We start from the raw sequence: 14,918 nt of genomic DNA, 5'->3' as shown, positions 1-14,918 counted from the left end.
CGACCGATCCCCGCGCCCAAAAAACAAGGCCCAGGTCTGTGACCTGGGCCTCGATCGTGGAGCGGGTCGCTGGAGCGAGGCCGCGTCGGTGATCGACCTCGGCTTCGAGGAGTTGGGCCGGGCCGGCCGCCGGACTACGGACCAGGACGCCTCTAGGGTCGCCGCAGGAGCCCCCTCTCCATGGCCACCACCACCGCCCTCGTCCGGTCGTTCACATCGAGCTTGGCGAACAGACGCAGCAGGTGCGTCTTCACCGTGGCTTCGCCGATGACGAGGCGTCTGCCGATCTCGGCGTTGGTGAGGCCGTCGGCCACCGCGTTGAGGACGTCGGTCTCGCGGTCGGTCAGCGGTTCCTGGGCCGGCCGGCGCATCCGCGCCACCAGCTTCGCGGCGACCCGGGGAGCGAGCACCGTCTCACCGCGTGCCGCCGCGTGGACGGCGTCGACGAGCTGTTCTCGGGTGGTGTCCTTGAGCAGGTAGCCGATGGCACCGGCTTCCACCCCGCGTTCGATCTCCGTATCCGTGTCGTACGTCGTCAGGATCAGGACACGGGTGCGCGGATGCCTGGCGACGATCTCGGTCGTCGTCGCCACCCCGTCCAGCACGGGCATCCGCAGATCGACCAGGGCCACGTCGGGGCCGTACCGCTCCACGAGGTCCAGCGCCGCACGCCCGTCCTCCGCCTCACCGACGATCTCGATACTGTCCTCGTCGGCGAGCAGAGCGACGACCCCGGCGCGCATCACGGTGTGATCGTCCACCACGACGATGCGCACAGCCCCCTCGCTCATGCCCCCACCTCGTCCGCCATGGGGATCACTGCGAGGACTCGCGTCCCGTCGCCCACCGAACTCGTCACCGTGAGCCTCCCGCCCAGTTCCGCCAGTCGTTTGCGCATGCCGTCGAGCCCGAAACCCGTCGACTCGTCCACTACGAATCCGGCTCCGTCGTCGGTGATCTCCAGCTCCACCCCATACGGCCGCCGGACCAGCACCACGCCGACCGTGGACGCGCGCGCGTGCTTGCGCACGTTGGCCAGGGACTCCTGGGTGCAGCGGAGCAACGCGATCCGGGTCTGCTGGTCGCAGTCGAGGTCTGACAGATCGGCGTCCACGGTGAGCTCGGTGTCCTCCGCGAAGCGGTCCAGCGTGCGGCGCAGCGTCTGCGCCACCGAACCGGACTCCTCGCGGCCCGGGCCCGGCTGCCCGGCCGAGGCGACCAGCTCACGGGCCTCGGCGAGGTTCTCCCGGGCGGTGGATTCGATCGACCGCAGCTGCTGGGCACTGCGTGCCGGATCCTCGGACATCCCCGCCCGGGCCGCCTCCGCGAGGACGATGATCGACGCGAAGCCCTGCGCCAGCGTGTCGTGGATGTCCCGTGCGATGCGTTCCCGTTCGTCCGCCGCGCCCTGGCGCTGGTGCGCCTCGGAAAGACGCGCCTGTGTGCGCTCCAACTCCTCGATGAGCCGGGCCCGTTCGCTGCTCTGCGCGACGACCGAGTGCGCCCACAGGCCGATCAGTACGCCCACCGCGACCACGATCAGCGTGGACACCAGCGTCTCGCCGAAGAACTCCGCCGACCAGCCCTGCCGGACCAGGCTGCCGGCCACCGTGGCGCCGGTCGCGAGCCCGAGGAATCCCATCGAGGCCCTGGGAGTGCGCCCGAACATCCAGTAGTGCGGCAGCGTCACCATGAACAGCGCCGCATAGCTGCTGCCCAGATACGCCAGCCCACCGAGTGCGAGGACGAGCACCGACAGGTACGCCTGTGGACGTACAACCGGATTCCGGGGGAAGCGGTCGAGTACGGCGTAGCACAGCACCACGCAGCTGAGCAGCGCGAGCGCCTTGTACTTGCTCCCGCCGGGCGGAGCCGTCGTCACCAGCCCGACGGCCATCGCACCGAACAGCACCCAGCACACCGTGTTCCACCGGCGCAGCGACGCGGCCCAGAAGGCGTCGGCCGAGGGAGCGGTCAGAGCAGTCATGACCTTCAAGGTACGTCGACCATCGGCCGCCCGTCGGACGTTTCGGCCGAGGCCGCCGCCGTGCGCACCGCTGCTCGCCCGGGCCACCAACTCGCATCCCCGAGCAGCAGCATCGCCGACGGCAGGATCATGATGCGGACGATGAACGCGTCGAGCAGCACGGCCGCGGCGAGGACGAAGCCGATCTGCTTCATCTCGATGATGTGCAGGAAGACGAAGCTCACGAAGACGGTCGTCATCACCACCGCCGCGCTCGTCACCACGCTCGCCGACCGGCGGATTCCGTCGAGTACGGCCTGCCGCGTCGGCACCCCCGCGAGCACGGCCTCGCGGATCCGGCTCACCACGAACACCTGGTAGTCCATCGAGAGCCCGAAGAGGATCACGAAGAGGAACAGCGGCACGCGCGATCCGATCGACCCCGTGGAGTGGAAGTCCAACAACCCCTCCGCCCAGGACCCTTGGAAGACCAGGACGAGCAGCCCGAGCGCCGCCGCCGCGGACAGGAGGTTCAACCCGACACCGATCAGTCCCAGCACCACCGAGCGGAACGCGTACGTGGTCATCGCGAAGGTGACCAACAGCAACGCCCCCAGCACCCAGGGGAGTTTGCTGTTCTGGTGGGCGGGATAGTCGGCGTACCGGGCGACGTCCCCGCTCACTCCGAACTCCGCCCCGGCGATCCGGCCCACGGTCGCGGGCAGGTAGTCCTTCCGCAGGTGGTCGAGGGAGTCGTACGCCTGGTCGGAGTTGCCCAGGTACGGCACCTTCAGTTCGAGCGTGCTGATCCGCCGGTCGGCGGAGGTCCGGATGCGCGAGGCGCCGGCGAACAGCGGGTCGTCGCCGGCACGCCGGGCCAGCTCGTGCAGGGCGCTGGTGACCTCACCGGCGCGCGCGGCGTCGGCCCGTACGACGACCTGGTGCGTGACCCGGTGGTCCGGGAACGCCTCGTTCAGCCGGTCGTACACGCGCATGGCGGGGATGTCGCGGGAGTGCGTGTCCCGGCTCATCTCCGTGATCTTCAGCCCGGCCAGAGGCGTGACGAGCGCGACCAGGGCGAGCACGGAGACGCACAGGGTGGCCAGAGGATGCCGGCTCGCGGGTCGCAGCAGAGCGGCCCACACGCGGCCCCCGCCGTCGCCCCGCACCCGCCGAGCCGGCCTCCCGCGCTCGGCGCGGCGCCGCACCCTGCGCTCCTGCCGCTGGCCGAGCTTGACCAGGAGCGCGGGCAGTGCCGTCAGGGAACTCGCCACCGCGACCAGGACGACCACGATCGTGCCGGTGGCAAGCGAGGAGAAGATGACATCGGCGGCCAGGTACAGCGTGGCGGTGGAGGCCACGACCGCGAGTCCGGACACCACGACCGCCCGGCCCGAGGTCGCCGCGGCCAGCTCCACCAGTGCCTCGGAACTCAGCCGGCCGCCCGAGCGGGCGCGCTCCTCCCGCTCTCGCTTGAGATAGAAGAGCGTGTAGTCGACGCCGACCGCGAGGCCGATCATGAGGATGACGTTCGTACCGACCCCGGCGTCAGGGGAGAGGTGGGACACCACCATCGACAGTCCGACGGCCGCCGCGATCGACGACAGCGCGAGCAGCAGGGGCACTCCCGCCATGGTCACGGACCCGAACACGACCAGCAGGGTGATCAGGGTGATGGGAAGCGTGATCTCCTCCGACAGCGCCAGGTCGTCGCTGCGCTGCCGGTCGACTCCCTCACTGATGGAGGGACTGCCGGTCTCCTCCAGCAGCAGCCCCGGATACGCCTTCCCCACCGCCCGGGTCTGCTCGACCAGTGCGCCGACCTTGTCCTTGGCGTCCCGCTCCTCGCCCTTCAGGGCCACCTCGACCATGAGGATCCGGCGATCGTCGGACAGCACCGGGTCGGCCACGCCCGCCACGTCGGGCAGCCCCCGCATCCGGGCCGTCAGGTCTCTCGCGGCGGCCTCGGCCGTGCTCCGGTCGAGCGGGTCCGACCGGGAGGAGATCAGCACCTGCTCGGTGGACCTGCGCTCCAGGTGCCCCTCGGCGGCCATCGCCTCCGCCCGGCCGGCCTCGCCGACCCGGTAGTCGGCTGTCGTCGCGCTGTGTGTACCGACGGCACTGCCGATCCCCAGGCACAGCACCACGAACACGAGCCAGCCGATGATGGCCCGCCAGGGGTGCCGGGCACTCCAACGTGCCATGCGTACAGTGAGTGGGTTCATACCCGAAAGCCTTGCTGGGCAAGGCGGTTGGCAGACAGAGGTGACGGGTTGAACTTCGGGTCCACCGTTCGGTGGACACGGACCGCGAGAGCTTCCCGTGGGCCGGGCAAGGCCGCGCTGAGCTGTCGGCACTCCGGCGAGGCGCTCGCGCGCCACGATCCCCGCTGGGAGGTGCGATGAACCACTTGATCCTGTTGGCGTTGATGGCCTTCGCTCTGGGCATGGTGGGGTTCGGCGTGGCGGGGCTCACCACCGGCGGGATCCACCCATGGGAACGAGGCCGGGTCCTGCGCCCCGTGCCCCACGGGTTCAGCCACATCTTTTCAGGGTGCGGCTTCTTCTGCTTCTGTGTGTAGCTCTTGTGGGGCGGTCGGGGAGGGCCGTTTCGGTCAGGCTACGGCTCTACGAGGATGCGGGCGCTTGCTGTGATCGCTGTACTTCGCCGCTGTACCGCATCGGCCTCGCTGGCCTCATCCTTATCAGGTCGATCACGGCACCCCTAGAAGCTAGGGAAGGCTCAGCCTGGCGGCGGTGCGATGGTCGCTCGGGGCCGCTTTCGTCCGGCTCCGTCCGTCGCTGCTGGTGTCAGCCGTTGATTTCAGACGTCAGTGGGTCGCTTGACACGTCGCCGCCGACGCGGAGGCCTTCACTGCAACAACAGAAAGGTGATCACCAGCACTCAGCCCACGACTCCGTCAGCCGCAAATCGCTGCTGCACCGCACAGGCGCCGGGACCGGTGACCCCGACCTGTTCTGCCTCTCTGCCTTCCTGGTCCGGCGGAGGTGCACGGCTCCGGTAATCCAGCTTACGAACAGCACGGCAAAAGCGGACTCAAGCATCTGGACGTAGCGGTCACCAACCGTGATCAACTCGGCGAGGTAAATCCCCGCGTCAACGCTCCCCAGTACGAAGAAGAGGACCGAGACGCTGCCAAGCGATCCCCGTGTCTTGGCAGTTCTTGCTTCTACCTCAGCACTTTGCATGCCGCTCATGATGAGTGCGATCGGGCCGCAGGGCTATATCGCGACCACTGTCGTGACCATGGGACAACGCCAGCACCCGCCCACGCGGTCGGTGCAGTGACTTTGGCCCGGAGTTTCAATGACCCAGTCAAGCGCCGCCGCGCTCGGATCTTGGAGCACCAGTTTGGAAGAGTGCGTAACAGGATCTGGCCTGACCCGCGAGGGTGCTGGGCGCTGGCCTTTCCTGGCGGCTTGCCGACGTTCCCCGTCGTTCCCCGCCGCTCGCCGTCGGATCGGGCACGCAGGGGACACGTGCTCCGAGCGTGGCGGGGCGCACGGTCGCGGCGTCCTCTGCCTCCCGTGCTCAGCAAGCGACGTCAGGCCCATAGCGCAAGCCGCCGACCTAGGCTGTGGCCATGTTGCTGATCTACGACGGCGAGACCGCTGCCGACGTGCCCATTCCTCGCACCGGCGGTGTCCCCCTCGTCCCCGAGGGATTCGTCTGGCCGAAGTGCCGCAATTGTGGGGGACCTATGCAGTTTCTCGCCCACTTGCCCCTCGACATCGGTGCGGTGGCGGTGTTCTTCTGCCAGAACGAGCCCGGCATGTGCGACGACTGGGACGCTGCCGCCGGCGCCAACCGCGCCTACCTCTTTTCCGGCGGCCTCACCCCGGCCACCATCCCCGCCGAGGGCGAAACGCTCTTGGGTGCCGTCACTGCCCTGCGCCTCCATCCCACTGATCCCCCCACCGATGAGCCGATTCTTGGACGGCTGGGCGGTGAGCCCGACTGGATCCAGGGCGACGAGACCCCCGCGTGTCCCACCTGCGCCGCCCGGATGACGTTCACAGCGGAGCTGGAGGAAGGGCACGACTTCGCTACCTCAGCGAACTTCGGCGGTGGTGGCCGCGGTTACGTCTTCAGCTGTCAGCCCTGCGGTGAAGCCGCGTTCCTTTGGCAGCGCTGAACGCGTCCCAAGTAAACGCGCTCGGTCAGATCTTCTGGATCTGATGCGGCAACTCCCCTACCTGCGCCCCGCCGTGAACACGCACATCTGACCCGCGTTGATCCCCCGACCAGTTGTTGTCATCTGTCAACGTTGGTCGGCCTCGCACGGCCCAGGGACGGCCCGACGGCCGAACGCTTGGCCACGATGGGGGCGCGCCTGGCGGAGCGCCCATGACGGGCTCGGCCACATCGCGGCAGCAGCTGCTCCCCCTCGATCCATCTCCCGGCGTTGGTCCGCTCACGCTGCCGCATCCGTGACGGCGGCGGTACGGCGGCCCGGTTGTGCCGGCCTTTTCTGCCCGGCCTGGTCGCCCGGCCCCGGCGCCACCCCTTCCGCCGCTTGCCTGGCCGACAGCACAGCGGCCTTGGCCGCGGTCGGCGGCGCTCGTGCCACGTAAACCGCTCAGCGATGCCGCCCCTCTCCATGGCCCGTACGGGTTGATCCAACCTGCCCCCTGCACGCGGCGCGCCGCAGAGGCGGCACACCGGACACACCCTGTCGACCCGCTCGGGTGCCACCCTCCGGGACACGATGGTGCGCGCCGGCCAGTCCTCCGAGAAGGCGGCGCTGATCTATCAGGACTCCGCCGAGGAGTGGGAACGGGAGGTCGCCGCCGGGCTCGACGACCTCGTACGCGCCGAACGTGCGAAGCACCACAACGGCGACCGCGCGCACCACAAGGAGAAGCCACCGGAGGGCCAATGGTGCGGTTGTGGTGCGCGCACTGCCTACCGGTCTGGACAACAAAGAACCCCCGGGCCTCTGACCTGGGGGTTTCCTGGAGCGGGTGACGAGAATCGAACTCGCGCTCTCAGCTTGGGAAGCTTGAGTCGTCTGCGAGTGGGTGCTGTGCTGACCTGTGGTGGAGCGGCGCTGGAGTTGACTGGCTGGCACCCTGGTTCACCCGCCATTCCCCGTGGTTCCCTGCACGATCTGGCACGGTTCTGGCACGACCTCTTCGTACGCTTCTAGCAGTACGGGGTGGTGCCTGGTCGGTACGATGCGCAGGCTGGACAGTGTCCACGCGATGGGGGAGGGACAATGAGGACCAAGGACCCGGAGTACCCGGCAGCAGTCGAAGCGGCCGTGGAGATCCTGCAGATGTGGGCCAGGCAGGGAAAGACCATCACGTACGGGGAGCTAAGCGACGAGTTGGCGGCACAGGGCTTCGACTCCATCCTCCCTCACCGCGGAGTCATGACCTACCTACTCAAGGATGTCTGCCTCCACCGCAACGAGGATGGACGAGCACCGATGCTCTCGGCGATCGTGGTGAACAAGGCCAGCCGGGAACCATCCGACCGGTTCTCCAGCCTTGCCCGGAGCCTGCCCTTCTCCCGGCCGACTAACTGGAGTTGGCGGGACGAGCAGCAGCAGGTGTTCGCTCAGCACCGCGAGGAATGACGTGGGCCCTCGACACCCGCTTTAGGAGTTCGATTGCAGCTCGGCTTTGCTGCGGAGCTGCGTGGTCGCCTCGGTCGAACAGAGCCGTAGCCGTGTGTTGGTGTACGGGGCCGTTGATGTCACTCGTGGATGCCAGGAAGCGTGGGACGAAGGGCCTGGTCGAGCAGCCACTGGCCATCTTGGTTCGATGAGCTGGGGACTGCCCGTCGTGCTCATGGTCGTCTCCACTTCCTGGGCGGGGCTGAGACGATTAGGAATTAGGCCGTGCCCGATGTCCGCGGGCACGGCCGTTGTGCTGTCAGACCGCGATGAACAACTGCGGAAGCTTGGCCAGCTCGTAGACGGTGTCCTCGTACCGACGTGCGACGATCAGGTCTAGAAGGTGCGGGGCGATCTCGCCGCTCGCCCCCTGAGGCATCAGATCTGCGTGTGCCAGGGCGTCGCGAAAGGCCTTGGCATACTCGGCGTCGACTGGGCGGCCTTGCTTCCAGTTCTCCAGCAGACCAGCGGAAACCTCACTGCGATAGACCATGCTTCCGACGACGAATTGTCCCGCCGCGTAGTAGCGCCAGCCTTCAGCGGTCTTCTCTCCGAGGCGGAGGTCCCAGACTTCGGGCTCCGACCAAGGGCTATGGACCGTTCCGTCGATAATCCTAGCTGCGATGTACAAGCTCGCCAGGGGATGTGAGTGGAAGCCGGCGCTCGGCATCTGCACTGCGGAGCGACGGAGTTCGTCCCCGTTCTGCCAGACGACATGCAGGTGCTCAGGGGCGTCTCCGCACTTGTCCGGGTGGTAGTTGACGATGCCCCACGGTTCGCCGTTGAGGGTGCCGTCCTCGGCGATCAGGGGTTCTTCCTTGAGCTGCCGGAAGACAGCGAGGGTGACCTGCTTGCCGCTGATGGTGAGGGCCTTCACCTCGACGGCGGCTGTGGTGATGGTCGCGTTCCGTGCGCTGAGCTGCTTGCCTGCCACTACTTCTCCTTGCTGGTCGGGGCTAGGACGATGCGGCGCTGCCCGCCGTGGACGCCGCGGAGGATGTCGTCCCAGTCGGTGTGGGTGAGCCAGCCCTTTTCCATGAGGTGGGCGGTCCAGTCGAGGAGTTCGGGCCAGGTGCCGATGCGGTTGGCTTGGATGCTGTAGGCGTTCGCGTCCTGCTTGGGGTCGCAGGTGTGGTGGTGGGCCTGCCACTGACTTCTTCGGGGTAGTCGAAGAGGTCAGCGGCGCTGAACATCTTGGCGCCCGGGCGGGGGCTGTCGGTCAGGGTGTGCTGGCGGTCCCACTCAGCTACGGCTTTGAGTACGGCGTTGATCTGGTCGTTGTCGATCCACAGGTAGCCCTCTGCTCCCTGGATGGGCTTGCTGCGGGCGTCGCAGATCACTTGAAGGTCGGGCAAGGGCGCTCCTGTACGGTTTGGGCTGATCTCTGTGGTGACGGTACGGCCTGCGGGGTCACTCGGCTGGCGGTTTGATCAGGTCCAGGGGCGCGCGCAGGGTAAGGCCGTGCTGCGCTGCGAGAACGGCGATTTGGTCGTCGCTGGCCAGGCGCCCGTACTCGTACTCGAGGCGGCCGGTCCTGGTCACCAGAATGGGCGTTCCGGCGCCGTAGGGGTTACGCCCCGTCTGCAGCTATCTGCTGGGTGAGTTCGGTCCGCAACCAGGCGCACAGGGCGGCCCGCCGCTTAGGTCTGCATCCGGCTGGGATATCCCGCGCAGCGCCAGATCGGCGAGGTTCGCGATCAGCACCACCAGGTCTTGCAGCTCGATGTCGTCGATGAACGCCTCAACGTCGGCCTGTCCGGACTCCGCGGCCAACGCCAGTACCACGAGCAGCCGCTGCATGTGGCCGGCCCGGCCGTTCACGGCGCCTCCCCGTCCGTCTCCGAGGCGTCCTCGGAGACCGCTACGCCAATGGCTGTGGAGAGAGGTGGGGGCTTCGCATAGCTGACCTGCGACTTCTCTAGTCGAGCTGGCGGGCACGGACGACCCCGTCAGCCACCCAAGTTGACCGCTGGTGACCCCTGCTTCCGGCGCGGCTGTGGCACGTGGCTCGTTGCGCGAGCTGACCACGACAGCGACAGATGGTCACTACTAGTGACAGGTCGTCACCTCGTGGCTAGGATTTCGATCTCGTTGCAGGTTGAACTCAAGGCTGGGCGGACAGTCATGAAGGTGTGCGCCGTGGGCCGGGATGGGGAAGTCGCACGGCGGGAAGGGGGGGGGCAACGCACTTGCATTCGATCGCCACGCTGGATCCGAACACCGCTAAAGGCAGATTTGGTGTTGCCTATGTGAAATCGATATTTAGCCAGGCTGCAGTCGGCTTCAATGAGACGGCGCCGGATGAGGATGCCATCGCAGTAGACGGCAGCTTGGAATTTGCGATAGCGGCAGCGCGAGTTCAGATCAAGTGTAGCTCACAATTCAAAATCTCAGGCAAAAGTGCCACCTGGGACTCAGAGCTGCACTGGCGGGATAGCTGGTCAACCTCGGCTGTGCCCGTCTATTTCGTGCTAGTTATTTTGGATTATAAGGATCCCGTGGACTGGGTTCAGCATCACGATGCAGGAACCAACCATAGGGCGGCCGCATTTTGGGTACGCGTAAACGGCGCAGGGGCCCCCACTGACAAGATCGTGGTCCCAAAGACGCAGCGACTCACAGCGGCAACGTTGGAATTATGGGAGGGGGAGGTAAAATCATGCTTTATTCCAACGATGCCCTAGGCCCGCGTGGCGTCAGAATTCCCACAGTCTCGCAGATTCGCACATACTTGCAAGCTGAGGGGTGGGAAAGCCATCCTCCCGGACCGGCCGGTACAATCTGGGTCCGCGATGGCGTCATGATCGGAGTCCCAGTTGTAAACGATCCCGGGATTGCGGTCGGAATCGTTGAGAGAATCGCTAGGCAAGAGCGCAGAAGTCCAAAAGACGTGGCTCTAAGTATTCGATATCATCTGATGGACGTGACGTATCTGCGGGCAGCAAATGACTATGCGATCACCGACACGATCCCATTCGAGGCCGCATCTACGGTGATCGCCTCCGCGCGCAAATTGCTCAGGGCAGTAGGCACCACCGCGTGGAATGAACGCGGCGACATCGGGGGAAACTATGCACGCCAGGGCGACGCAGTCTTGCGACGTGCACGGATGGACCACACCCAAGAAGGCTCTTTCATCATCCCCATCCTAGTTCCTCTATCGCATACCCAAGAGACCCCTGGAGAGGCTGCGCAAACGGCCGACCTTGAACTATTCCAAGCTGCTCCGGAACCTTTTGAGCGTCGAGTGACGCGCACTTTGGCGCAATCGTTAATGGCAGTGAAAGAGATTATTCTCGAGCCTGAGTCTTCGCCCAGTGTGGGAGATCTGCATGCCGTAGTTGCACGCGGCGTCAGCAGGGAGTTTTGCTCGGCGCTGGCCAAGATCCTCACGGAACCTTCGGTTAGCGAGTTCGAGACGAGTTTCGAATGGGCCTCTTCTGTTCCCGCCCCAGAGACAATGCCTAATTCAGTGTCTATTGAATCAGGCGCTTCGCAGAAGATTGAGGAGGCCGCAGAAAAGCTGAAAAAGCATCGCATCGATTCCACATCGACATTCTCGGGAAATATTGTGGAGTTGAGGCACGTGGGTGACGATCCGTTCGGCTTTGCTACAATTTCTACTGTACGCAGGGGGAGGCGGTCGGAAATTCGCGTTCGTCTTCCCTATGAGGCTTACCAAGAGGCCGTCATTTGGCATCGTGCTCGTCGAGTGGTCATCGTGGATGGAGAGGTCAACCACGGCACTGGAAGGAGACTGGTGGTCGATAATCCAGTCGGCTTCCGGCCCATCGATGAGATCCTACTTCCCATTACATAACGTGCTTGTTGCGTTCGGCCGCTGATATAGACGAACATTAGGTGTTCCGAGCGGTCGCCAGAGGCTGAATGGGTGCGTCAAGACCAGTCTTCTGCCCTGGTCTTGCCGGGGATCTTGATGACCTGCTTTTTCCTGATCAGAGGTGGCGTGCTCGTGCGCCTGGCGGTCGTCGCTGGTCATCTTGGCCACTGTCGAGTGACCTTGGACGGCCCAGCCCTGGCGCACCTGACTGACGGCCGGCACCCCTAACTGCGCCCTGTCTGAACCCCAGCCGACGACAGTCAGCCACGACGGCGGGTGTGCGGTCCGACCACGCACGCGTATGCCTCGCTGCACCCCGACCGACCTCAGCCACGCTGCTACGCCGTCGACCAGAGCAAGAGGCGACGGCCGACCCGTGAGAGCGGCCGCGAAACTTTGACTCCGCCTTGGCCGTAAGCAAGGTGGAGGAGTTCTGGTGTTCTGCTTGCTGTGACTCCCTGTGCCGTCTAGCGTTCGTTACGACCTTGGTGTGACTTCGAGGTCTCTAGCGCGGGCTGAACGCGAGCGGGGCCTCCGCTTGCTTTTTTTGGGGGGAAAACCTTGGACGGGCTGTCAATTCGCAAGGTCATCGACCAAGCCACGTCAGGTTCCATTCGAATTCCCGCTTTTCAGCGCGGATTCGTGTGGGATGCCGAGCGTGTCGCTTACTTGATGGATTCGATTTACAAGGGATACCCGTTCGGCGCATTGATCTTGTGGCGGACCAAGGAACAGTTGCAATCTGAACGCCAACTCGGTCCTTTTGTCTTGCCTCAAAATGACCCCGACTACCCGATCGACTATGTTCTAGACGGACAGCAGCGACTAACTTCAATTTTCGGCGTTTTTCAATCAGATATCACGCCGCAAGAAACCGTCGAGTGGAATAAAGTCTATTTCGACTTCGAAGCCTCGCCCGACCTACAGGAGAGTCAATTTATTGCGCTGTCGGACGAGAAGGTCGATCCTGAAAAACACTTCCCCATCGGGACGTTTTTCAACGTTACTGCGTACAGAAAAGCAACCGAGCATCTTGGCCCTGAAAAGCTTGAGCTAATCGACAAAGTTCAGGCGGAGTTCAAAGAAGCTACGATTCCGGTTCAGTCCATCGAGACTGATAATCGAGCAAAGGTGGCTATTGTTTTCGAACGGGTAAACCGAATGGGCGTGGAGCTGGATACTCTCCAGTTGCTCTCTGCATGGACGTGGAGCGAAGAATTCGATCTGCAAGAGCGCTTCAATGACCTAGCCGAGGACCTTCGTCCCTTTGGTTTTGAAGACGTAGGGGAGGACACCAACCTTCTGCTGCGCTGTTGTGCAGCCATCATTGCGCACGACGCATCCCCGTCCGCCCTGATCGGCCTGAATGGGGCAGAGGTGCGTACTCGCTTTCAGGAGATCGAAAACGGAATTAAGGGGGCTGTTGACTTCCTCCGCAAAAATCTCAACGTTGAGTCTCTTAATAACCTGCCATACGCAACGCTCATTGTTGCCCTGAGTGCATTCTTCGCAACTCCCGGGACCACGGCTGTTAAGTACACGGATGCGCAGCGTAAACAGCTTCTCCGATGGTTCTGGCGGTCGTGCTTTTCACGTCGCTACTCTGCTGGTGTTCTGCGCAACATGAACCGTGACATCGCCGAAGCGGTAGCGTTGCGAACAAAGGGAAGCTCTAGCATCGATCAAATCGCGGCGTCAGTAGACTCCGATTACTTCCTCAACCAGAGCTTCTCGGTGGGAACGGTTAGCACCCGTACCTTTGTGCTCTTGCTTGCGCAAGAAACACCGCTGTCCTTCGTCTCGGGTTCCCCCATTACGCTGGCGAGCGTACTGCAGAACTATAATCGAAATGAGTTCCATCACCTCTACCCGAGAGCTTACCTGAAGCAACAAGGAGTGAAGGCGGAAAACATTAATGCGCTCGTGAACTTCGCGTTCATGTCCTCTCAGGACAATAAGACACTAGGCGGTGTCGCACCAAGCGTCTATCGGCAGACTATGGACGTGAAGGCCACCCCGAAGATTCTTGAGAAGTCCCTCTGTCCAGCGAGCTTGTTTGAGGATGACTTCGAGAAGTTTTCGAATGAGCGCGCTGCACGACTTGTCAGCAAAGCCAAGGAATTGATCGCGGACCAATAGAGCGTTTGCAGGGTCTCGCGCCCCGGGCCCTCCATTGTCCTGCCGGGTATGGCGCGATATCGGACCGCATTCTCTACGATCAGTTCGGCTGCCCGCCGTGTGCGCGGCCCGGGCGCCGGCCGGGCTGGAGCGGGGCGGAGACAGGAGCGCAGGCCCGGCCGGGGGCCGGGCCGCGCGCGGAGAGCGGAGCGAGCCGCCTTGAACCTGTAAGGAAGGTTGTTACTCAGGCTGGGTCGTGATGCGCCAGAGCGGGGCTTCGTACTGTTCCGGGCGGTTGCTGATCAGCAGTTGGCGCAGGTTCTCGCGTTGGGTGCCGCTGTAGTTCAGGGCTTCAGTGAGGCGGCGGAACGTGGTGTGGGTGACTCCGCGGCTGGTGGCTTCCGCCTCGAATGCTGAGAGTTGGGCCAGGACCGTGTCCGGGTTCAGGTCGGCTGAGGGCTGGTCGTTGAGCCAGGCGGCCTTGTTGCGTTCGTAGTCGATTTCCGAGTAGCCGCAGATCTCGCGGCTGTGGGCTTCGACCTGGTCGAGGGTTTCGGTCGTCATGATGGCGCGGGCGAGCTGGTTGCGGGTGACGGCGTCGTCCAGGTCGACTTCGTGGACGGTGGGGCTTTCGTCCGTGAGGTGGACGGGCAGGCCGGCGTCTCGGATTTCGCAGGTGCCGCGGGCACCTCGGGCGGCGGCGGCGAGCATGCCCGTTGCTTCGGAGGGGTGCCAGTCCAGGACTGTGCCGAGTCTGTCCACGTCCGCCGCGGTGAAGGTGTGGACGAGGGTGTCGAGCAGGTCGCGGAAGTCGTCCGGGGGTAGTTCGCCGTCCAGGCCGGGGCCTGCGATCAGGAGTCGGATGGGGGCGTTGACCTGGCAGCATGCCGCGAGGGCGAGTGCGTCGGCCAGGGGGCTTTTCAGGGTGGGTTCGTCGCCCCGGGCCAGGATGTCGCCGCCCACGTCCAGCAGGTCGACCGACGTGGGGGAGAGGTGGCTGATGAGTTCTTCGAGCTGGCGGGTGACGCCCTCCACGCCGTGGTGCGGGTCGAGCAGGGCGAAGGTGTGCGGGAGCTCTGCCGCGAGCCGGGGGAGGGTGGAGCCTGCCGGGGCGACGGGGCGGGCCTGGGCCGGTACTTGTCGTACGGCGGGGGTCATCGGCAGGAGGCCGGTGAAGTTGTCGGCTCTTCGTGGGCCCGGTACCGGGTCGATAAGTAGGCGGTCCCACGCGTACGTGAGGATCACCGCCCGGTCCTCGTCGCCGTAGAGGCCGGCGTCAAGCATTGCGGCAGCGACCGCGTCGCCCCCGCCCCCCGCCGCGACGATCAACCGGGTCATGGGTTCAGCCTACG

12 protein-coding genes, 1 tRNA gene and 1 pseudogene are annotated in these 14,918 nt (G+C 64.9%); 7 read left to right on the top strand and 7 right to left on the bottom strand.

Annotation, left to right across the window (positions count from 1 at the left end):
- Positions 1 to 152: 152 nt before the first annotated feature.
- The 3 genes from BZY54_RS38810 to BZY54_RS38800 are packed head-to-tail and all read right to left on the bottom strand — an operon-like array spanning position 153 to position 4,191.
- The gene (locus tag BZY54_RS38810; protein WP_086730053.1) at positions 153 to 791 is read right to left on the bottom strand and encodes a response regulator; all 639 of its coding nucleotides are present in this window, start codon (positions 789 to 791) and stop codon (positions 153 to 155) included.
- On the bottom strand, positions 788 to 1,987 hold the full coding sequence (locus tag BZY54_RS38805; protein WP_208640900.1) for a sensor histidine kinase: 1,200 nt from the start codon (positions 1,985 to 1,987) through the stop codon (positions 788 to 790). The genes BZY54_RS38810 and BZY54_RS38805 overlap by 4 nt, the downstream gene beginning before the upstream one ends.
- A 5-nt stretch (positions 1,988 to 1,992) precedes the next feature.
- Entirely contained in the window at positions 1,993 to 4,191 is a 2,199-nt protein-coding gene (locus tag BZY54_RS38800) for an MMPL family transporter (protein WP_086730052.1), read from the bottom strand.
- Between the two features lie 176 nt (positions 4,192 to 4,367).
- On the opposite strand from BZY54_RS38800, the gene BZY54_RS38795 reads away from it, so the two are divergent.
- The 3 genes and pseudogenes from BZY54_RS38795 to BZY54_RS54040 form a co-directional block, all read left to right on the top strand.
- Entirely contained in the window at positions 4,368 to 4,547 is a 180-nt protein-coding gene (locus BZY54_RS38795; protein ID WP_086730051.1) for a hypothetical protein, read from the top strand.
- Positions 4,548 to 5,570: 1,023 nt separating this feature from the next.
- Positions 5,571 to 6,122 (top strand): YwqG family protein, encoded by a 552-nt coding sequence (locus BZY54_RS38785; protein ID WP_086730069.1) that lies wholly within the window; start codon positions 5,571 to 5,573, stop codon positions 6,120 to 6,122.
- 519 nt (positions 6,123 to 6,641) lie between these two features.
- A pseudogene (locus tag BZY54_RS54040) lies at positions 6,642 to 6,815 on the top strand (tyrosine-type recombinase/integrase); the annotation flags it as partial.
- Positions 6,816 to 6,943: 128 nt separating this feature from the next.
- Here the strand turns inward: BZY54_RS54040 and BZY54_RS51240 are convergent.
- Positions 6,944 to 7,072, bottom strand: a tRNA-Gly gene (locus BZY54_RS51240).
- Between the two features lie 133 nt (positions 7,073 to 7,205).
- Between BZY54_RS51240 and BZY54_RS38775 the strand changes: the two genes are divergently transcribed.
- Positions 7,206 to 7,568 (top strand): hypothetical protein, encoded by a 363-nt coding sequence (locus BZY54_RS38775; protein WP_086730049.1) that lies wholly within the window; start codon positions 7,206 to 7,208, stop codon positions 7,566 to 7,568.
- A 298-nt stretch (positions 7,569 to 7,866) separates the two neighbouring features.
- Here the strand turns inward: BZY54_RS38775 and BZY54_RS38770 are convergent, their stop codons facing one another.
- Positions 7,867 to 8,541, bottom strand: coding sequence for a hypothetical protein (locus tag BZY54_RS38770; protein ID WP_086730048.1), 675 nt, complete (start codon positions 8,539 to 8,541; stop codon positions 7,867 to 7,869).
- A 653-nt stretch (positions 8,542 to 9,194) separates the two neighbouring features.
- Entirely contained in the window at positions 9,195 to 9,428 is a 234-nt protein-coding gene (locus BZY54_RS38765) for a hypothetical protein (protein WP_086730047.1), read from the bottom strand.
- A 368-nt stretch (positions 9,429 to 9,796) separates the two neighbouring features.
- Here BZY54_RS38765 and BZY54_RS38760 point away from each other — a divergent pair, with 368 nt between their 5' ends.
- The 3 genes from BZY54_RS38760 to BZY54_RS38755 all read left to right on the top strand — a co-directional run bounded on the left by BZY54_RS38760 (position 9,797) and on the right by BZY54_RS38755 (position 13,587).
- A complete protein-coding gene (locus tag BZY54_RS38760; protein WP_158103983.1) occupies positions 9,797 to 10,291 on the top strand; it encodes a DUF4365 domain-containing protein in 495 nt (164 codons plus the stop codon).
- Positions 10,292 to 10,524: 233 nt separating this feature from the next.
- On the top strand, positions 10,525 to 11,427 hold the full coding sequence (locus tag BZY54_RS50540; protein WP_143668225.1) for a hypothetical protein: 903 nt from the start codon (positions 10,525 to 10,527) through the stop codon (positions 11,425 to 11,427).
- Between the two features lie 582 nt (positions 11,428 to 12,009).
- On the top strand, positions 12,010 to 13,587 hold the full coding sequence (locus tag BZY54_RS38755) for a GmrSD restriction endonuclease domain-containing protein (RefSeq protein WP_086730045.1): 1,578 nt from the start codon (positions 12,010 to 12,012) through the stop codon (positions 13,585 to 13,587).
- 219 nt (positions 13,588 to 13,806) lie between these two features.
- Here BZY54_RS38755 and BZY54_RS38750 read toward each other — a convergent pair whose 3' ends face one another.
- Positions 13,807 to 14,904 (bottom strand): DUF1152 domain-containing protein, encoded by a 1,098-nt coding sequence (locus tag BZY54_RS38750; protein WP_086730044.1) that lies wholly within the window; start codon positions 14,902 to 14,904, stop codon positions 13,807 to 13,809.
- Between the last annotated feature and the right edge of the window lie 14 nt (positions 14,905 to 14,918).

Origin of the sequence: Streptomyces carpinensis, assembly GCF_002154505.1 — a bacterium.
GTDB lineage: Bacteria > Actinomycetota > Actinomycetes > Streptomycetales > Streptomycetaceae > Streptomyces > Streptomyces carpinensis.
This window is presented reverse-complemented; position numbering and strand designations above follow the sequence as displayed.